A 19,255-nucleotide genomic window follows, 5' to 3' on the forward strand; every position below is an offset into this window, starting at 1 on the left:
CCGCACAAGGTTACGATCATCGCACTCAAGGCGCTGCTCGAAGACGACGACAAGGATTTCACCCAGTAGCGCCCGATCTTCCGCATCGCTTATGTAGCTCGACGGTCCGCCGGATAGCAGGATGTCCGCTCCTGGCACGATATCCGCGACGTGGCGTGTGAAACCACAAACGACGGTTAATCGCAAGGTCATGATGCGCGCCGATCGAGTGGCAGAGCGCCCAGGTTACGGCGAGCTTTGTGCTGATCTCGTAGCCTTCTTCGCCATCAAGGAGACGAACTCGGCAAGCCCCGGCGCCTCATGCTGATCGTTGTCTCCAACTCTTGCCTCCAAATCCTTGTCTCCAAACGCTTGGCCCGCTCGCGTTGCGAATCGCGGAGTGGTCATTCGATGCGTACCAGCCCCGGCAGGGCACGTTCACCGGCTTCAACTACGGTTATCTGCAATCGCGCGCCCGCGATTCGAACACGCGCGTTTTCGTTAATCGGCAGGTGACCCGTACCGTTGCCGTCTGGAAAGTGCATGGCTCTCTCGACTGGTTCCAGGATTCCACTGGCCAGATCATCGGCATTCGCGGAATGCCCGAAGTGCCGGCCGGATACTCGCCGCTGATGATCACGCCGGGCATCGATAAATACCGGCTGACACATGGCGAACCGTTCCGAACGATCTTGGGCTGCAGCGACGCCGCGCTGGAGAATGCCCGAGCCTATTTCTGCGTTGGTTATGGCTTTAACGACGAACACCTTCAGACCAAGCTGATCGAGCGTTGCGACCGCGATTCCGTCCCGCTTGTCGTGATTACCAAAGAGCTGACCACGTCCGCCCGGACCTTCCTGGGCGGACGCTGCCGGCGCTACCTCGCGATCGAGGAGGGGACGATGGGCGCGCGCGCCTACATGCACGACGTGCCCAACGGGTTCGACGTAGATCAACCGATCTGGCGGCTCGACCGCTTCCTCAATGAGATGACAGGAGTTTCCGCGTGAGCATTCTAAATTTTGCGGACGGAGAAGCACTGGGCCGCGTCCAATCGGTCGACACGACCACGGTGATCGTCCACGTCGATGATGTCGAGGCGCTGCGGGCGCTGCAGGTGAACCGGCTGGTTGCGCTCCAGAGCAGCCTTGCCGGCCATAAGTTAATTGGTGTGATCCAAAAGATCATCCGTACCGCGCTCGGTGAAGCGAAGATCGCCGATGTCGAGCTAGGCGAGGCCGCGCATCCCGAAGTCAATCTGGTTCGGATTATGTTGATCGGCACGCTGCTCGATCGGGACGGACCGCGCGCCAATGTCTTCCGCCGGACGCTTGGACCGTCCCGGAGATCGATGCCTGCTGCTTCGCTCTCGAAGGCGAGCGCCTTACGCGCTTCGGGGTGATTTCGGAGCTGACCGGCGGCGCGCAGCGCCTGTCGCTTGGCGCCTATACGCTCGATCCCAACGCTCAGGCGTTCGTCAATGGCAATCGGTTGTTCCAACGTCATGCGCTCATCGTGGGCAGCACCGGCTCGGGCAAGTCGTGGACGACCGCGCGCCTACTCGAGCAAATCGCCGAGCTCGATAGCGCCAATGCCATCGTGTTCGACATGCACGGAGAATATGCGTCGATGGCTGGCGACGGTTTCGTCCATCTTCGCGTCGCGGGCCCAAGCGACATCGAAGCGGGGAAGGGGCTGAACGATGGTGTGCTGCATTTGCCCTATTGTCTCATGAGCTACGAGGCGCTTGTCTCGATGTTTGTTGACCGCTCCGATCAGAACGCCCCAAACCAGGCCATGATCATGTCGCGTACCGTCGTCGACGCCAAGACGGGCTTCCTGAAAGCCGGCGGTCATGTCGAGGTGCTCGCCAACTTCACGATCGACAGTCCGGTGCCTTTCAGGATGGAAACCGTGCTAGGCGAGCTCAACCGGCTCAACGCCGAGATGGTACCGGGAGCCAAGGCGGGCACTGAGAAGCAGGGCGATTTCCACGGCAAGCTCAGCCGTCTAATCCAGCGCCTCGAGGGCAAACGCACCGATCGACGCCTCGGCTTCCTATTCCCTGCGTCCGGCGTGGCGGACAGCTATGATTGGCTTGATCGCGCAGTTGAGCTGCTGCTCGGTGGCAGGGCGGCCAAAGGCGGCCACGGTGGCGTCAAGATCATCGACTTCTCTGAAGTTCCATCCGACATTTTGCCGCTGATCGTCGGCATGGTCGCGCGCATGGCCTTCCACGTGCAGCAGTGGAGCACGCAGGGGCTTCGCCATCCGGTGGCCCTGTTCTGTGACGAGGCGCATCTTTATATTCCACAGGATCCGACTTCGGGCGCCGCGGAGAATGCGATCGCTACCTTCGAGCGCATCGCCAAGGAGGGGCGGAAATATGGCGTCGGGCTGGTGGTGATCAGCCAGCGCCCCGCCGAAGTGAACCGCACGGTCGCCAGCCAGTGTAACAATCTCATCGCGATGCGGCTAACCAACGGTGACGACCAAGCTGTCGTGCGACGGCTGCTGCCCGACAGCCTCGGCGGCTTCGACGACCTGCTTCCGGTCCTCGACACGGGCGAAGCACTGGTCGTTGGCGATGCGATTCTACTGCCCACGCGTATCCGCATTGCCAAACCGATAAACGAACCGCTTAGCGGCACGATCCAGTTCTGGGATCGTTGGGCCGACCCAGCGGCTGCGGCGACGCTCGACAAGGCTGTCGAGAGCTGGCGCCGTCAGGCGCTTGTCAAATAGTTGCCTTCCGGCAAGCCTCTCGCGCATCAGGATGCTGGGCGCGACGCTGCAGAAACTGATCCGGAGGGTGATCCTGCCAGCTTCCCACCATCTTTATGCACTCGTCTTGGCAGTGCGTCCGCTACGTGGTGCTGATGCCGTCCGAGATGGTTGGGGCGAAGGCAAATCTTGGCTGTCTCATCATCAACAGTCAGTACACGTTCCTGATGCCTCAGATGTAGGGCATCATCAGCATCACGATGATCGGACTTGCTTTCAACGCCGTTCTAGAGGCGTTGGAGCGGCGCCTCATGCGGTGAAGGCGCCGGGCACGAATTGAGTGCGGCGGTGGTTGATTGGGCTCCTTCGATGAAGGCCGCCTTGGAAGATGGGACGCGGAGAGCAACTTCTTTCATCAAGGCGACACATAGCAAATTTATGATCCCGAGATCTTGGCCGCAACGCCGGCTCGGTCAGAAAAGCCTACCTACGCGCCGCGCCGACTGGCCGCGGATCATTCACTACTCTTGAGACCAGCCAGCGAATTCGCACGGCGCTTCGCGCCATCAGCAATCGATATGGCCATCTTCTCCGGAAATCCTTTTGGAAGCGCATTCAGCACCTGATCTATGGCTTTTGCGGCTGTATCGCCGAGCTGCTGGATGACAGCCTTGACTGTTTTGTCGGATAGACCGCAGCTTTTCGCAGTCTGCACGAAATGTCGGCCGAGAACCGTGTGGACGACGTAATGCCGGTTGCTACCGATCGCCATCGCCAGCTTCATTTGGTTTTGGCTGATCTGTCCAGCGTCCAGGCTCGGTTGGGTCGAAATGATGTCGTAAAGCGGGGCAAGATGAAAACGTCCGCCCGGCGCCAAATGAATGCTAAAATTCTTCGCATGGCCATCGGTGGCGGCAAGCAGCCAGAACACGATCTGCGCCTTGAAGAAAATGGCCCGGTCGTCCTCGGGCGTATCGCTGCCCTTGAGGAAATCCGAGATTTTGCGGATGCCAGGTCCGCCGTCGGATTCATACTTGCGCGCGGGCGGAACCGATAGTGCTTGGCAGCAGTCTTCCTGCGGCAGCCGCAACAGGCGGCCGTCGCGCGTCCAGGTGCGATCGAACCGCTCAACTGCGAGCACGCGGCGCCCGGCGAAATCGATGATGCTTGATTTGGCGACCGGCAAGCCGAGTGCGGCAACCAGCTCGAGGCACAGATGCTCGTTTTCAACGCTGCTGGTCAGGTCGATTCCGTTCGGCAACTTCCCGATCTGCGGCTTGATGATGTGCGTAGTTGCGGTCGTGCCATGAGGAACGTACCACTTGTCTTTCCAGTAAAGCAGCGCTGTCTTTTCCTGCGCACCGGCCAGAGAAATACGGAAATCCTGGTCGGGGCCGATGCCGAGTGGATTGCTGGCAAGATTGCCGAGAATGGCTGCAATCTCCTGATCGCTGGCGGCACGGCCATCAATAGCGCCGGCGGCTCCGGGCGCGGCACCATCGGGCAGGAACTGCAGCGCACCAATGCAGTCGCGGCCGATGGCGGAGAGCAGGCTGTAAGCGTCGGGGCCGTTAGCATGCGCACGTTCAGCGACGCGTTGGCGAATGTCGTCATTGTCGGGCAGAAGATTGTCAAAGACAGCGACGACTGGATCGCCAATATAACGATCCTCGCGCAGAGGCAGCGACACCGAAACAGGGATTGCATTTTCCCACGCGAGCCACTGCCTGTCATACTGGAAATCGATTGCGCCGCTGCTCTCGCGTCGCAGCCGGCCGACCAGCCGCGTGTTGAGGTAAACATTGAGCGGCGCCCGGGCAGGACGACGCGCCATCAAAAGAGATCCTCAATCGCTTCAGCCGTTAATTTGGTGCGCGGCCGGATGACGAGCTCGAGGTCGAGCCCGGCCAGCGCATCCATCAGCATGCGCAGCTGCGTTGCAGGTTCGCCGGCCTCGAGCTTCGAGACTGTCGCTTGACGCGCATGCATCTTCTCACCCAGGTCACGCTGGGTAAGCTTCTTCTGCCGCCGGAAGCGTCTGATTCCAGCGCCAACTTGTTGCGGGGTGCGGGCGATCGTATCCATCAACTCACGATACGCGAGTGCGTATATGACGTCAATATGCGCGTTCGCGAATATTTATTGTTTATGCGCCTCCGCGTATATTTACGTTTAATACGCAATTGCGTATGAATGGAGAGCAATGGACCCGGTTGTTGTATCTCTGGCGCCAGCAACTTCTTGTATCGGAAGAGTTACACAAATAGATTCAATGACTTGAGGCCGGATTGTTCCGTATCTAAAGACCGGACACAAACTGCGATCCGACTTTTGGGAGCCTCGACAGCGATTGAGCTGGAAAGCTATATTAGAACATACTAAGAACGGATCGATCTTCCGGTTGTATTTTCAAGACCCACTCTCAATAACAATGTTGTCCGGCACATCATGCGTTTAGCGTCGCTATCTCAGCATGAAGTCGGGCCCAGGAGCCGCGTCATTGACCTTGTTCCGCCATTTGCATGACGACGCGTTTTTGGCCTTCTCGCGCGATCACAAGCACCTGTACGCGGCCTGTCTGCTCGATCTGCACGAACGCTTCTTTTCAGGCGCGCCGTCGTTTCCGACCCCGCAGCAGGTCGTCCATGCCGTCTACGATGTCATGCGTGCCAACCCCGCCCTCTGGAACGAGGGCGATGATTTCGGCAGCCTGCCGGAAATGATCTCCGCGGGACGCCGCCGGATTCGGAAGGCCGACGTCGCGCTCGCTTCCGAGAAGGGCGACAAGGCGCTCGGTCTTGCCCGACAACTGTATGCCCGGCTGCTCGCCTGGGGATGGCTTGAAGAGGAGGAATACGGGCTTCGCGTTACCGTGGACATGGCTATGGGACCGCTGCTCGTAATCCAGCGGCTCGCGAGCCTCAACAAGGATCTCTCGCAGCGATTCGGCGGCTTGATCGTGCAAATTCGCCTCAACCTGGAGGCCGTCGAAAAACTGAGGCCCGAGATCACCGACCGCAAGCAGCGCGAAGCCGCGCTCGCCGTCCGCGAGGCGCGCAATCAGGCCGACCAGTTCACCAAGAGCCTGCGGGCCATTCTCGCCGATCTGAAGCGCGTCCGACGGACGGTCATGGAATCGACAACCGTCGCTACCCGGCTGGAAGCCTTTTTCGAGGAGTTCGTCGACCAGCTCCTGCTGAAGGATTTCGAGTCCATCCTCACCGTCAACCATCCCTACCGCTTCCGCGACGCCATCGTCGATCTCGCGCGGAGGATCTCCTACACCCCGGAGACTATGCAGGTCCTCGCCGAGGAGTACACAGCTTCCAGCATGGCAGCCGACATCGAGGACGGTCGGATGGCCGCGGCCGACGACCTGCTGGCCATCGAAAGCATCTTCGATCAGATCGGGGAGATGTTCGATAGGATCGACGCCTTCCGCAGGCAGCTCGAAGCCCGGGTCCGCAACACCATTAAGTACGCCGAGCGGGGCGGGCAGGGACTCGTCGGCCGGGCCGGCGACCTGGTGCGGCGCCTGGATGCCCTACTGCGGGACGGCAGACACCACAAGGCGACAATCGAATGGAGCATCGAGCCGCTGCGGTCACCCTGGTCGGAGCACCATCAGGCGCCGGCCAGGCAGCCGCGCCGTCCCGTCGACGCAAGAGAGCTCGCCGAGCCGCCGTCGGACCCGCTGTACGAACTGCGGAAGAAGCTTCGCCTCGAGTACATCGCTCGCATCGCGCCCCGCCCCGAGGATGTCAGACGATTCCTCGAGGGCCAGGTGCCGCCATTCACGACCAGGGAAGCCCGCTTCATGGAAATCGATACCGTGGACGACTTTCTCGCCTTCGATTGCGCCCGCCGATATGCGTTGACGGGCGAGGTTCCGGCGCAGGTCGCGGCCGGGTTCGATCTGGAGCCGCGCCCAGACACGCCGCCCCACGACAGCGAATGGCTTCGCTGTGCGAACTTCGCGGTCAGGCGATCCGGCCACGTCCGGAAAGCAGAGGCAGCCCATGCTCAGTGAGTTCGATAACGTCGAGCGCTCCTTCGGCGCGGAAAAGGCAGCCGACCTGCGCAAAGCGCTGCATTTTCTGTTACGGCGGCAGTTCGTGTTCGCGGGAGATCCCCGGACTGGGACAGTCTACAACACGATCACGGATGGCCGCTTCCGCAACGTGGTCGACGGCTTCTTCGATAGTTGCGGATACCGCGTCCATCGCGATCCGGAGGCGCAGTGGGCCGGCATCGTCGCCATGGACGAGGACGTACCGCTGCCTCGAATGAAGCTCGACGAAACCATTGTTGTCCTGGTGCTGGCGGCATACTGGCAACAGGAGGTGAACGTCGGAGCGGTCGAGGACCGGGCCGTCGTAGTGGCCACTTTGAACGACCTGTTCGATCGCTACCGTGAGATGGCGCAACACGGCGGCGGAGGCGCGATCTCGGCCGCCCGCTTCCGGGACATCCTGCGCGAGGCCGCCCAACGCAGTTTGGTCGAGATCGGTGATTTTGACGACGAGCAGCAGGACTGCGAGATCAGGATCCGCCCGATGATCAAGCTGATCAGTGGCGGCGATGCCCTCCAACGGCTTGAGCGCTACGTGCGTAGCGAGGAGGCGCGGTTTCCGCAGCCCGCAGGAGACGAGGCATGATGGAGCTACGCCACCTGACCATGGTGAACTGGCACCTGTTCGACATCGCCGACATCCACGTGACAGGACACGTCGGGGTCCTGGGCGAGAACCGGTCCGGCAAATCGACAATCCTCGACATGGCACAGGTCGTTCTCACCGGCGGGAGCCGGCGGTTCTTGCGCCTGAACGCGGTCGCCGGCGACAGCGGAAAATCGCGCAGCGGTTCGAAGCGCAGCGTCGTCGATTACTGCCTCGGGACGCTCGGCGAAGACCAGCGCCGGCGCGACGAGGCGCGCACCTACGTGGCGCTAGGCTTCGAAGACAAGGAAGGCGATCGACCGCCGGTCACGATCGGCATGGCGCTTGAGGCGCGCAAGTCCGACAGCAGGGAGACCGTGCTGGCACTGTTCGTCGCCGTCGGGACCGTTCTGAGCTCCAAGGACTTCATCGAGCAGCGAGGAAAGTCGCAATTCCCGGCGCCGTGGGAGGACGTGCGCGCCCGGATCGTCGCGGCGGTCGGCGAGGGCAACTTCGTCAATCATCGCGACCGGGCAAGCGACTACGTCCGCGAGTACATGCGCCATCTTCTGCCGCATTCGCCCTATGGCGAGCAGAACGCCAGCGCCCTGCAGAAGTCAATCGTCAACGCGATGACGCTCGACCACAACCAGACGGCCACCCAGTTCGTGCGGAACTACATCCTCGAGGACAGTCCGATCGGCATCAAGGAGCTGCGCGAGTCGATCCAGACATACCGCAACATCAGCGAAACCATCAGAAAGATGCGCCTCAGGCTCGAAGCCCTGAGGGCGCTTCGGGTCGTCCTCGGCACCCTTGAAGAAGCGCTCGAGACCAAGTTCAGGGAGGAGTGGATCGCAAAACGCGCGACTTGGCTCGCGGCGCGCGCGATAAACCTGGACTTCAAGACCAAGCGGCGTACCGAGATGGCGCGCCGGGACGCCGCAGCAAAAGAACTCGAATTCATCGACGATGACGTCAAGGCGATTGATAACGAGATCGAACGCCTCACGGCCGCGATCGCCGAGCACGATGCCAAGACCGGCAGAAAGTCCCTGCAGCAGACCGCCGATGTGGCCGGGCAGGCAGCGCACCGCGCCTCGGCGGACTTCAAGGCTCGTATGGAGAACATCCATCGCCTGGAGCCGCTCCGCGCGATGTGCGCGGACGGTTTCGAGGACTTCGTTCCTGCGCTTGAGCGCCTTCTGACCGCCACCGCCAGGGCCGACATCGGGCGCGTCTCCGACGAGCTCTCCGCGGCCGAGAAGTCCTTTGCGGCAAGCGGCGCGAAGTGGCTGCCGAAGGTCGACGAAGCGCGTCAAACGATCATCGCGGAGCTTTCCGGGCTCCGAGGCCGCCGCGACGAGGTGCTCGAACGGATCCGACAGCACGCCGCAGGAGGGGCGCGGGCCTATCTCGGCGATGACACTGAACTCCTCTGCCGCAGGCTGCGGCAGAGGGGAATGGACCCGCGCGTGCTCTGCGACATCATCGAAGTCGCCGAACCCGAGTGGGTAGGAGCCGCCGAGGCGCTCCTCGGCCGCGACCGGGAAGCCGTGTTCGTGGACAGAGCGGATATCAGCGCCGCCACCTCGATCTTCAAGGAAGGTCGTCGCGAGTTTCGCCATGCATCGCTAGTGAGCCTAAACAAGCTCGAGCAGTTCAGGGCCCAGCCGGAGCGCGGCACTTTCCCTTCGATCTTCCGGAGTCAGGATCCGGACGCGATGGCCTTCATCATGCGCCGCTACGGCACGGTCCGCCTCGCGGACACGCTCGACCAGTTCAACAGGCCCGGCCGGGCTATCATGAAGGACGGCCTCTACGACGACGGACTCGTAAGGACCCATCGCTGGATCGAAGCCTCGCAGCACAAGATTGGAAAAGCGGCCCAGGCGAACGCCCTGCGCTCCCTGCAGGATCAGGCCGAGGAACTGGATCGGCTCCAAACGGAAAAGAGCAAGGAGGCCCAGGCGGCAGAGCAGGCCTTTGCCGCTCTGAAGAACATCTGCGAGGGACGTGACGATCTGAAGGCTAGCGCCGCTGCCTTCGCAGCCGCGCAGACAGAGATCGCCGAAGCCCAGGCGAGGCTCGAAGCGCTCGAGGGGGCGGGCGACGGCGGACTTCGCGACAAGAAGCGAGCGCAGCAGAAGCTGAAGGGCAAGAGACTCGACGAGCGAAAGATCCAGCAGAAGGCGTTCGGCGAGCATGACGGTGAGGTCAGATCGGCAGAGAGGAGACTGGGAGAGGGCGAAAACGTACCCGGCTCCGAGCTTAACCTGCGGGTCGCCCGGTCGATCTATCGCAAGACCTTCCCGCTCTACTCCGCCGCGAAGGGCAGGATCGTGTACCGCGAGCGCCTCAATGCCTCAGCCCAGAAGGGCTTCGCGGAGAAGCACCGCGCCATCGCGGACAGGGCGCTGAAGGATGCGGACGCCTCGGACGCAGAGCGCGCCCGCATCGAGCGGCGGGTCCGCGAGCTCCTCTACGATTACTTCGACCAGTTCGGGATGAGCTCGCAAGTCGGCGCGGAGAGCGAGCCGCTGAGGGAGGTGAAGCCCTGGATGGACCAGCTCATCGCGGATATCGAATCCAACGAGCTGCGCCAGTACGAACGGCAGGCTCGGGAAGCGGCGGAAAAGGCCTCCACCCTGCTGCGCGGCGAGTTCATCAACGCGCTCACGGCCCGGATCGGTAAGATGGAGCGGGAGCTGCAATCGTTGAACCGTAGCCTCTACGCACATCCCTTCCACAACGAGCGCTATTCATTCCACCGCACTCAGATGGTGGAATTCCAGCCCATCCTGAAGATCATCGAGATCGCCAAAACCTCTCCGGAGGCCCTCGATATGCTGTTCCGGGGCGACGGGCCCGATGACTTCCCGCACAAGGATACGATCCTTGCGCTCGAGGCATTGCTCGAAGATCCCGATAAGGACTTCACCCAGTTCGAGGACTACCGCAATTTTTACACCTTCGAGATCCACATGGAGGATGTCGCCACCGGCCGCTCGACCCGCTGGGAGCAGCGGCGCGGGACTGGGTCTGGCGCCGAACAGCAGGTGCCCATCTACGTCGCCATCGGCGCCTCGCTGGCCGCCGTCTACGGCAGCGCCGAGCGTCGCACGGGCAAGCCCTCCGGCTTCGCCCTCGCCATGTTCGACGAGGCCTTCTCCAAGATGGACGGCAAGAACCAGCGGCAGATGATGAGCTTCTACAAAAACCTGGGGCTCCAGTTCGTGATCGCGGCGCCGTTCGAGAAGCGGGTCGCCGTGCTCGAGCACATGGACACCATCGTGGAGGTGGACCGCATCGGCGAACAGTCCAGGGCCACCGTGGTGGAACTGAAAGAGAAGGCCAAGCGCGAACTGATGGCCATCGATCCGGACCTGATGTCCGAAGATGAGCTCGCCACCCGTCTGGCCGCCGAGTAGTCATGGCGCGACGTTTCACGGACGCGATCGGCCTGCTGAACGACCTGCTCGATCGCTTCGAGGCCGGGGCCGCAAGTCCAATCGCCCACCCCGACTATGCCGCTTTCTCGTCGGTAGTCGCGGCGGACGCTTTTCTGAACCAGATCAGGAAAGCCGAAAGTGCCGGCGCGGTGTCCTTTGGCTGGGGGCGCGGCGCCAAACGAGACCAAGTGGCGCACGTGCGGTTGGCCTCGGCGGAGATCTTATATCGATGTCTTGGCCGCACACCGGCGTCACGCATCGCGGAGGACGCCGCCGCGCGGCTTGTAGCCGGAGTGGCGCTGCACGAGGCCCTGAAGAACAGCGGCTCTCAAATCGCAGAGGTGTGGGCGCGGGGTAAGACGTGGCATGGATTCGGTTCGTCCGATGTCGACACGCTGCGCCACGCATTCGTTCTCGCCCAGGCGATCCTCGATAATAAGCATCTGGACGTCGACTACAAAACTTTCTCGCGACGTACGGTGGGGCACAGCAAGATACTCGAGCGCATCGAGGGTGCCGTGGTCCGGCTTTTGAGCGGCATAATGGACTTTCCACCTGGCGCCCGTCCCCGCGATGCACTGCGAGCGATCGGACTGGAGCGCTTCGCGCCGCCGCTGCTGATCGCGGGCAAGATCGACCTCGACGGAGCCGATCTTTCCAGCATATCTCCGCACTATCTCGGAATCGCTCCCAAGGAAGCAGATCGCGTCCGCTTCCGGGAGCCACCGGCCTACGTTCTGACGATCGAAAACTTCGCAAGCTTCAACCGGCACATCGCCGAGGCGGACCCCGGCCGATTAGGAACGACCATGTATGTCGGCGGGTACCCCTCGCTTGCCACCCAGCAGGCGCTCCGGACGATCGCAGGATTGGTATCCGAACAGACGCCGATCTTTCATTGGTCGGACATCGATCCGGACGGCACCTGGATCTTCCACACCATCGAGCGCGCCGTCGATCGACCGATCCGTCCCCACCTCATGAGCGTCGAAGTTGCCGAGCGTTTGGGGCAAGTGCCGTTCAAAAAATCGGCACCCGCTCGGTGTTCACCGGCCTCCGGTATCGCGGCTCTGGCAGCGTATCTGGCGGAAGATGGAGCCAAGACGCTCGAGCAGGAAGAACTCGATCCAGTCCTGCCAGAGCTTCATTAGAAAATGCCCGCGGATGAACGCGGTGTCGATCCGGATGAGCTTCCTCGGTCGACGATCTCCGTCGGCCTTTGTTGAACAACACCTGTGTTCCGCAGAGACGCCATGAGTAGGGCGGCCCCTTGCCGTGCTTCGACAATCCCATTGGCACCATGGCGACAACGCTCCGAAGCACCGCCTCTCGCCTCCAGAAGTGAAGAATGGGAATCGCTTATGACGGGGTGTTAGTCCGTTGATTCGACTACGAAAGCCCCAGCCGGTCAACGGTTTGTCGACATTCGCCCAACAACACCACTATGTTGGTGCCGTCTCCATAAGCGCGCGGCGATGATCGGCTCGGCCATCGACACTTGATGCCGTCCTCAGTGGTGATGCCGACCTCGGCCCTGGCCGAGGTCCCAACGCCGCTGTACCTGGCCATGTCGGGCAGTGCGGTAGCGCGGGAAGGGCAATTTAAACTTGTCGCAAGATCAAGCGATTGGTCGATCGCGCTCGGCCTTCAAGCTTCCGTGTCGAGGAGTAAACTTAAGTTCGTTGGAGGCATCGCCTCGACGTGCGTAGCGCGAAGGCGCGATTGATGGCTCAAGGCTCAGGCTGGAGCATCGCTCGTGCTTGCAATGGGAGCTCTGTCCGCCAATAGCTGCAAGCGCAGCACAAGGAGGGCCGCGTAGACGGCCTTGCCGATCGATAGGCCAATCCAGATACCAACTGCGCCGAGATCAGTTTTCAGGCCGAGCACGTAACTGACCGAAAGCCCAATCAGCCAGTAAGCGATGCCAGCAAAGAGGAGCGGCACGCGTGTGTCCTTTAAGCCACGAAGGCCGCCAGCCGCGATGCTGTGGACGGCATCAGTCATGAAGAAGCTCGCGCCAACAAGGAGGAGAGTTGCAGTCAGCTTGATCGTGGCGTCGGCGTTGGTAGCCGATTGGCCGACGAACAGCTCGGCGATTTCGAACCGAGTGCCGACCACCGCAATCGTAGCAATCGCCGCGATCAGGATACCGAGCAGCATGGCGGCAGCACCTGCTCGCCAGATGCCGGACAGATCGTTGCGGCCGAGTGCGTGTCCGACGCGTACGCTCACTGCCATCCCGATGCAGAATGGAATCATGAACAGGGCCGTTGCGACCTGGAAGGCAATCTGATGGGCGGCAACGGCCGTGGTGCTGATCACACCCATCAGAAGCGCCGTCGCAGAAAAAAGGCCCGATTCCATGAAAATGGCAACCGAGACCGGCGTCCCGATCACGATGAGCTGCCGCATCAATGGCCAATCGAACCGCCACAGATATCGGAGCACCTGGTAGTCGCGATAGGGGCGACACTGTGTGACGAACCAAATCCCGGCAAGGAAAGTCGCACTGTTCACGAGGCTGGTCGCAAGGCCGGCTCCGAACAAGTCAAGTTGTGGCAAGCCGAATTGGCCGGTGATCAACAGATAGGCCAACACTGCGTTGGTCGGGATGGCGGCGAGCGTGATCCACAAGGCTGGCGTTGGACAGTTGACCGCCGCCATGAAATTGCGGATCGCCAGGAACCACAATGCCGGCAAGATGCCCCAGGCCAGCCCGAACAGATATTGTTGAGCTAGCCGCGCGATGGCTGGTTCGTGGCCGAGCGCAAGCACAATTTGCTCGCCCTGCAGCGGCAAAACCATGATCGGCGCCCACAGAACGATTGCAACCCATAGCCCCATGCGCACCGAGCGCCGTACCAGAGCTCCGTCCGCCGCACCACATGCTTGGGCCGCGAGCGGACCCACCGCCGAGATCACACCGGCTGCGAAGGTCACGCCGACCGACAAGATCATGCCGGCAAGCGCGGCTGCCGCCATTGCCTCAGTGCCGATATGGCCGATCCAGGCTAGATCCGTCGCCATCATCGCGATCTGTCCGAGCTGCGTGAGCGCGATCGGGGTGGCGAGTGTTGCAGTTGCGGCGAGTTCGTCGGTGAGTTGACGGCCAGCTACCCATTTCGCCAGCCGACGAGACCGCGATGCGGGCGTTTTTTCTGCTGTCTTCCTCATGAACACGCTGCCCTGGATTGCGCGCTTCAGCTATCTTTCTGCCCTCGCTGACACGATCTTATCGCTGCGGTCGCGTTCGCATCATCGGCGCCATGGCCAGCGATAGCATGTTCTCACAGAACAACCCACCGCTCAAAAATGGTGAGAGCATTCTGGTCAACGTCCGCAAAATCTTCTCTCTATTGACCGCTGCCATAGTCAATCACCGTCGTGATTGCGACTTTAGCTGTCTCGTTCAAGACGTCGTTTGTTTCAAGCCCGACAACAGCATCGCCTCCCACGAGGTGCTGCGGGAAAACCGACGTCGTTTCTTCATAAAAACGCTCGAGCGGCATTGGCATGCCGGTTGCTTGAATCTGTGACGAAACCACTTGTGACCATGATGCTCGTTCAGCATCCGGTTGAGGTATTCAGATGAACTTGCCCGCTTGATCGATGGCAGAGGTCTCCTGATGCGCTTTCCAAACCGTGCGCCCGCGTCGCGAACTCTGCCATCTTCGGATCGCGCCCGGTTTGCCGGGGAGAATCCGATTGTCTTGTAAAGGGCTCGGGACGAATGGCGGTCCTCAACAAGATCGTGCACACCAGGGTAAGGGCGTTGTACCTCAGGACGCTTGTTTGCGTCAGTTTTGGCCGGTGACTCAAGCGCCGGGCATCTGCGAGATACCGAGCCTGGGTTCGTGAAGCTAAGCGGCGGCCTTAAATCGGTGCTTTGCAGATGGTCAATGAGCTGATGCAGGACGATTGGGATCCTGAGAAAATACTCAGGCAACAGGACGAGCTCAAGGTCAAGCTGCTTCGCGCCCGATCGGTCGTCGCCGAATGTAAGGCAGAATTGGCGGATCTGGAGCGAAGCCTTGAGCGGCGAGCGGTCTCATCGTCGATCGATAAACGCCAGCGCAACTCTGCGGCAAACAATTCAATACGTAACGCACGACCGCCCCAATCGCGAAGCGTCGATGATCCTGTTGACCAGGATGCTGCCGTGGCGTTTTCGAGTCGATCATGGGACCGCTGAAAGCTGCCGCCGCGCACGTTAGCGGCGAAAGGTTTTGTCACGGACTTGGCGAAGATCTTGAGACGCATGGTGTTGCGAGCCCGGCGGGCGAACTGGACAACTGGATGCGGCACTGCCGATAGGCTCGGCTTTTGGTTGATCGCATGCGCGAAGAGTAGCACTGACGTATCGCCGCATCTTTGGCTAGAATTGCCCTGTTTCGGGGGCTGCTCACGTAGATGTCCTGAATCGAATGTCGAAGAGCTCTCCACCTTGAGCCAGGCAGTTCGCTCGTTTTGTTCGTCTTCAAGGCGCTCAAATTGCCGGTAGACCTGTCTGGAGGGGGACGCTAGGGCGCGTTCAATGACGCGATGGTTTGCTATGGCCGTGGGCAAGGCATGATTGCAGCGCTCATGGGTCTGCGCCCAGGTGAAGCTGCGGCCCTCATAGACCGAGTTACTGGTGGTGCTGACCGCGGAAGCCGACCATGCCTCGTCCGGCACTGCATGGAGGATGACGAGGACTGGCTGACTATGTCCGCAAATGATCACAATGCACCCGAAAGAGGGCAGGTAACGGCAGTCACCTAAGTTCGTGAGAACCCAGGAAGAAAGTTTCCCGGCGCGAATGCGCTCCAGTGCCGGCCGTAGCCTCGTCAGCTTCTCGAAAGCTTCACCGAATACGGACTAACCCAGTGATCCTGGACGGGAGGCTGGCATGGACTCGGGGCTCAATCGAAGCGAAGCGGATCGCCTTGGACAAAGTTTAGCGGCAGCGGCGATGAACAGTCCATCTTCCTAACCCCGCGGGCGCTCGAACTCGATCTTGCCGCTGTGAAAGCCGATCCGGCCGCGCGTTCCAACGACGTGTCGCTACACATCTTGCGGCGCGCCTTCCAGGCTGAACGGCAGCTTCAGTGTCGGCTGACTCTGGGCGCTGCTGTCAGTTCTTGTAGTGCGGGTCTTTGATCGAACGTCGATGCGACGGAGCGTACGGATTGACGCGCTGTTGAGATGCCGCAAATCGGGACCCGGTCGGCACATAAGCACTGTGAGAACGCCGAGAAGCTGTTTGGATTTTGGACGACCGCACAACGCTTCGTCGTTTTCGCGCATAGGCAAGGTGCTACGGCGCGATCGCACGGTCGAGGCCTCTGCTGCGTCTTATAAATGTCATCTTGCGCGGGCCAGTGACGCGCGCGACGGCTCGATCGAGCCAGCGCTCAATAAGACAACGCACGCGGCAAGGTTGCGTGTGACAAAGCACGAGCAGGTCGATGATAAAGCGTTTTCGCAACTGGGTCCTATTGTCCATACTGACCTCCATGATTGTCTGCCCCGCCGCAAAGGCGCAAGACCGTCGGACTATCACCGAACCTGTTGCACCTCATACGGTCTGCGATCGCCCTGTGCCTTCCGGCAAGAACGATACAGTTAGCCTACAGGACGCCATTGAACATTGCCCCGCTGGCGCTGCAGTTTATCTCGGGCGCGGCGAGTATCACTCAGGTCCACTCGAGATGAAATCGGGCGTGACCTTATGGGTCGGACGCGGTGCGATGCTGATCGCCATTCCCGAACCTGCTGCTTACGACAAGGGCCTCGGACAATGTGGTCGCATCGCGGACAAGGGCGACGGTTGCCGGCCATTCATCAGCTTTTCCAAAACGCGTGGCGGCGGCATCTACGGAGAGGGCATCATCGATGGTCAGGGCGGAGCAATTATTGGCGGCGGCGCGGAAAGCTGGTGGCAGCTAGCCCGGCGCGCCCAAGCCCAGGGCGGCAACCAGAACGCCCCGCGCTTAATCCAGATCGATCATGCGCAGGACATCACGTTCTCTGGTGTCACCTTGCGCAACGCTCCCAATTTTCATGTCGCGATGAGCCGGGTCGAAGGTGCCACGTTTTGGGGCCTCACGATTGATTCACCGGCGGATGCCCGCAACACCGACGGCATCGATCTTGGGGCGAGTCAGGATGTGACCATCACCCACAGCTTGATCCGTACGGGTGACGACAACGTCGCAATCAAGGCCGGCGATAATGGCTCAAGCAGCCATATCTCGATCATTGATAATTATTTCGGCTGGGGGCATGGCATGTCGATCGGCAGTGAGGTGAATTCCGGGGCCAGAGACATATTGGTGCGCAATCTGACGCTGGATGGTACGACGTCTGGCCTGCGCATCAAGAGCGATGTCAGTCGGGGCGGTCTGGTCGAGAGCGTGACTTATGAGTACGTGTGCCTGAGGGGCAACAAGTGGCCGGTGGCTTTCGATACAAAGTACGATCCGCGCGCACAAGGCACGAGGATTCCGGTCTATCGGCAAATCGTTCTCCGTCATGTGCATGGCGACACCGGTGTGTTGCTGATGCGCGGCCTGGACGAGGGGCATGCACTTGACGTGACACTCGAAGACGTCCGATTTGCCAATTCCGCGACTTGGCAAGTTGAACATGCGAACGTCACCGCAAAACATTCCGACGTATCACCGCCGCTGCCCGGCCGAGCTGCAGAACCGCTGCTGCGCGGATCGGAGGTATGTTCCAGGGCATTCCGCGACGGCAATCGGTAAGCACTACACTCGGTGCCGAACTCGGTGCTGAGCTCCGCATCTGGCGCAAAGATGACCGGTCGGGACGAAGGTCAGCCTCATGCCCCGAGGTGGTTGCAATTGTACGACGGTTTGCAGGGCCGCGAATGCGAAGGTGACGTGCAGGTTCTGATTCGGCGCGAAAAATGTGTTTGACCATGCACGGCGACTATCCCGCGGCGGTACCTTATATCGGCTGCGTCGAACGCGCTGCGAACTCAACGAAGAGTGAGATCACATGCGAATTTTGGTGCCGTTCGCGCTTCTGGCTGGATGTTTCTTCGTCTCGGCAGCGTACGCTCAGCCAGTATCGGTGTCGCATGCCGGAAATGCAGACTATCACTCCGTGCAGCAAGCCGTCGACGCGTTGCCGACGGAAGGGGGAAATGTCCGGATCGCGCCGGGCATCTATCGCGAGAAGGTCAAAATCTCCAAATCCGGTATTCATATCGAAGGGACTGGCAGGAAGCCGGAGGATACGGTCATTGTGTATGGCGACGGCGCGATCAATGTAGGAGGAACCGGCCGTTCGGCGACGCTGGATGCCGCTGGCGATGACTTCCGGCTCGAGAATCTAACCATCCAGAACGACTACGCCCTCAATCCGGCCAATCCACCCTCGCAGGCAGTAGCGCTGTCCATTACCGGAGACAGAGACGTCGTTACGCGGGTCCGCCTGCTCGGTGCCCAGGACACGCTGTTTGCCGGTAAGGGACCAAACGGCAGAATGTCACGACAATACTTCTCGAACTGCTACATCGAAGGGCATGTCGATTTCATATTTGGCAACGCCAAGGCCTGGTTCCGGCAATGTGAGTTGCACGGCATTGCCAATCAAGCGGTCATCTATACCGCTCAGAGCAAGGCAGCGCCGGATGAGGACAGTGGCTATGTTTTTGATCATTGCAGGCTAACTGCCGACCCTGCTGCGCGCTATATCGCACTTGGCCGCCCCTGGCGCCCCTACGCCACAGTGGTCTTCCTGTCGGCGAAGATAGATGCCCCCGTGATCGCGGAAGGGTGGCGCGAATGGACGCCCGGCAAGACCGATACGTTGAGGACAAGCTATTATGCTGAACACAGATCCTTCGGCGTCGGGGCCAACCCCTCAGCCCGCGAGCCTCACTCCCATCAACTGACAGATGGCGAAGCTGCGAGATGGTCGCTGAGCGTGTTCTTCGGAGGCGCCACAGATTGGCTGCCAAAAGAACCGTATCGATGGAAGACAAGGCAATGGTGACGAGACGACGGCGATCGTCGGATGAATGACGGGGGAGTGCGGATATGACGGCGGCGTGGGCTGTCACCGACATCGCGCTGGGCACCATATTTGTGGCTAATCGAAAACCTCACCAGACGGTTACTCACGAACAGGGAAACGCGCAACTGCGTGCGATAGCCCAGTGCTGGATGAACGCGATGCACGGTGTGGAAGGCGATCAAGTTCACGATGGCTGCCTTGCCTCGCGGCGATCGGCAGAGCCCTTGAGATAGGTGGGTAGCGCGGGGCGCTACAGCCCCTGGCTATGTCAGAACCGGCCGTGAACCCCGCGATCCCGCTCTCGTAATCGATCGTTGATCCCGCGCCACCGAGCGAATAGGCCTGGACGGGTCGCTTCTGCGCCGAAATCCTTTCCATACAGCCAACGAGTGTCCCCGGAAAGGTTTGTACTTTCGT

The 19,255-nt window shown here is 60.8% G+C and carries 14 protein-coding genes; 11 read left to right on the forward strand and 3 right to left on the reverse strand.

The window, feature by feature from the left end:
* Positions 1 to 365 precede the first annotated feature (365 nt).
* The 3 genes from GA0061098_RS38210 to GA0061098_RS38215 are packed head-to-tail and all read left to right on the forward strand — an operon-like array spanning position 366 to position 2,724.
* Positions 366 to 989 carry a hypothetical protein gene (locus GA0061098_RS38210; protein WP_091966543.1) on the forward strand — a complete coding sequence of 208 codons (624 nt, stop codon included), beginning with the start codon at positions 366 to 368 and terminating at the stop codon, positions 987 to 989.
* Positions 986 to 1,381 carry a hypothetical protein gene (locus tag GA0061098_RS45735; protein ID WP_208610723.1) on the forward strand — a complete coding sequence of 132 codons (396 nt, stop codon included), beginning with the start codon at positions 986 to 988 and terminating at the stop codon, positions 1,379 to 1,381. Before GA0061098_RS38210 ends, GA0061098_RS45735 begins: the two co-directional genes overlap by 4 nt.
* Positions 1,378 to 2,724, forward strand: coding sequence for an ATP-binding protein (locus GA0061098_RS38215; protein WP_208610724.1), 1,347 nt, complete (start codon positions 1,378 to 1,380; stop codon positions 2,722 to 2,724). The genes GA0061098_RS45735 and GA0061098_RS38215 overlap by 4 nt, the downstream gene beginning before the upstream one ends.
* Positions 2,725 to 3,217: 493 nt before the next feature.
* On the opposite strand, the gene GA0061098_RS38220 is transcribed toward GA0061098_RS38215, so the two are convergent.
* Both GA0061098_RS38220 and GA0061098_RS38225 read right to left on the reverse strand, forming a co-directional pair.
* Positions 3,218 to 4,537 (reverse strand): type II toxin-antitoxin system HipA family toxin, encoded by a 1,320-nt coding sequence (locus GA0061098_RS38220; protein WP_091966545.1) that lies wholly within the window; start codon positions 4,535 to 4,537, stop codon positions 3,218 to 3,220.
* Positions 4,537 to 4,788 carry a helix-turn-helix domain-containing protein gene (locus GA0061098_RS38225; protein ID WP_091966547.1) on the reverse strand — a complete coding sequence of 84 codons (252 nt, stop codon included), beginning with the start codon at positions 4,786 to 4,788 and terminating at the stop codon, positions 4,537 to 4,539. Before GA0061098_RS38225 ends, GA0061098_RS38220 begins: the two co-directional genes overlap by 1 nt.
* Before the next feature lie 415 nt (positions 4,789 to 5,203).
* On the opposite strand from GA0061098_RS38225, the gene GA0061098_RS38230 reads away from it, so the two are divergent.
* The 4 genes from GA0061098_RS38230 to GA0061098_RS38245 are packed head-to-tail and all read left to right on the forward strand — an operon-like array spanning position 5,204 to position 11,964.
* Positions 5,204 to 6,733 carry a Wadjet anti-phage system protein JetA family protein gene (locus tag GA0061098_RS38230; protein ID WP_245323893.1) on the forward strand — a complete coding sequence of 510 codons (1,530 nt, stop codon included), beginning with the start codon at positions 5,204 to 5,206 and terminating at the stop codon, positions 6,731 to 6,733.
* Complete coding sequence (locus GA0061098_RS38235) at positions 6,723 to 7,361, forward strand: DUF4194 domain-containing protein (protein ID WP_091966551.1); 639 nt, start codon at positions 6,723 to 6,725, stop codon at positions 7,359 to 7,361. Before GA0061098_RS38230 ends, GA0061098_RS38235 begins: the two co-directional genes overlap by 11 nt.
* A complete protein-coding gene (locus tag GA0061098_RS38240; protein ID WP_091966553.1) occupies positions 7,358 to 10,792 on the forward strand; it encodes an SbcC/MukB-like Walker B domain-containing protein in 3,435 nt (1,144 codons plus the stop codon). The genes GA0061098_RS38235 and GA0061098_RS38240 overlap by 4 nt, the downstream gene beginning before the upstream one ends.
* A 2-nt stretch (positions 10,793 to 10,794) precedes the next feature.
* Complete coding sequence (locus GA0061098_RS38245) at positions 10,795 to 11,964, forward strand: Wadjet anti-phage system protein JetD domain-containing protein (protein WP_091966555.1); 1,170 nt, start codon at positions 10,795 to 10,797, stop codon at positions 11,962 to 11,964.
* Between the two features lie 586 nt (positions 11,965 to 12,550).
* Here GA0061098_RS38245 and GA0061098_RS38250 read toward each other — a convergent pair.
* Entirely contained in the window at positions 12,551 to 13,987 is a 1,437-nt protein-coding gene (locus GA0061098_RS38250) for an MATE family efflux transporter (protein WP_091966557.1), read from the reverse strand.
* A gap of 17 nt (positions 13,988 to 14,004) precedes the next feature.
* Here GA0061098_RS38250 and GA0061098_RS44330 point away from each other — a divergent pair, with 17 nt between their 5' ends.
* The 4 genes from GA0061098_RS44330 (at position 14,005) to GA0061098_RS38265 (ending at position 18,817) form a co-directional block, all read left to right on the forward strand.
* Positions 14,005 to 14,349, forward strand: a complete 345-nt coding sequence (locus GA0061098_RS44330) for a hypothetical protein (RefSeq protein ID WP_129591057.1) — start codon at positions 14,005 to 14,007, stop codon at positions 14,347 to 14,349.
* A gap of 356 nt (positions 14,350 to 14,705) precedes the next feature.
* Positions 14,706 to 15,005, forward strand: a complete 300-nt coding sequence (locus tag GA0061098_RS38255; protein WP_091966559.1) for a hypothetical protein — start codon at positions 14,706 to 14,708, stop codon at positions 15,003 to 15,005.
* Between the two features lie 1,255 nt (positions 15,006 to 16,260).
* A complete protein-coding gene (locus GA0061098_RS38260; protein WP_091966561.1) occupies positions 16,261 to 17,559 on the forward strand; it encodes a glycoside hydrolase family 28 protein in 1,299 nt (432 codons plus the stop codon).
* A 256-nt stretch (positions 17,560 to 17,815) separates the two neighbouring features.
* The gene (locus GA0061098_RS38265) at positions 17,816 to 18,817 is read left to right on the forward strand and encodes a pectinesterase family protein (protein WP_091966563.1); all 1,002 of its coding nucleotides are present in this window, start codon (positions 17,816 to 17,818) and stop codon (positions 18,815 to 18,817) included.
* The last annotated feature ends 438 nt before the right edge of the window (positions 18,818 to 19,255 follow it).

It is taken from the genome of Bradyrhizobium shewense, from assembly GCF_900094605.1.
GTDB classification, from domain to species: Bacteria; Pseudomonadota; Alphaproteobacteria; order Rhizobiales; family Xanthobacteraceae; genus Bradyrhizobium; species Bradyrhizobium shewense.

Bases quoted from the DNA above. Each gene is read 5' to 3' on its own strand.
- GA0061098_RS38220 (WP_091966545.1), bottom strand. From the start codon at position 4,537: ATGGCGCGTCGTCCTGCCCGGGCGCCGCTCAATGTTTACCTCAACACG.
- GA0061098_RS38225 (WP_091966547.1), bottom strand. From the start codon at position 4,788: ATGGATACGATCGCCCGCACCCCGCAACAAGTTGGCGCTGGAATCAGA.
- GA0061098_RS38235 (WP_091966551.1), top strand. From the start codon at position 6,723: ATGCTCAGTGAGTTCGATAACGTCGAGCGCTCCTTCGGCGCGGAAAAG.
- GA0061098_RS38240 (WP_091966553.1), top strand. From the start codon at position 7,358: ATGATGGAGCTACGCCACCTGACCATGGTGAACTGGCACCTGTTCGAC.
- GA0061098_RS38245 (WP_091966555.1), top strand. From the start codon at position 10,795: ATGGCGCGACGTTTCACGGACGCGATCGGCCTGCTGAACGACCTGCTC.
- GA0061098_RS38250 (WP_091966557.1), bottom strand. From the start codon at position 13,987: ATGAGGAAGACAGCAGAAAAAACGCCCGCATCGCGGTCTCGTCGGCTG.
- GA0061098_RS38255 (WP_091966559.1), top strand. From the start codon at position 14,706: ATGGTCAATGAGCTGATGCAGGACGATTGGGATCCTGAGAAAATACTC.
- GA0061098_RS38260 (WP_091966561.1), top strand. From the start codon at position 16,261: ATGATAAAGCGTTTTCGCAACTGGGTCCTATTGTCCATACTGACCTCC.
- GA0061098_RS38265 (WP_091966563.1), top strand. From the start codon at position 17,816: ATGCGAATTTTGGTGCCGTTCGCGCTTCTGGCTGGATGTTTCTTCGTC.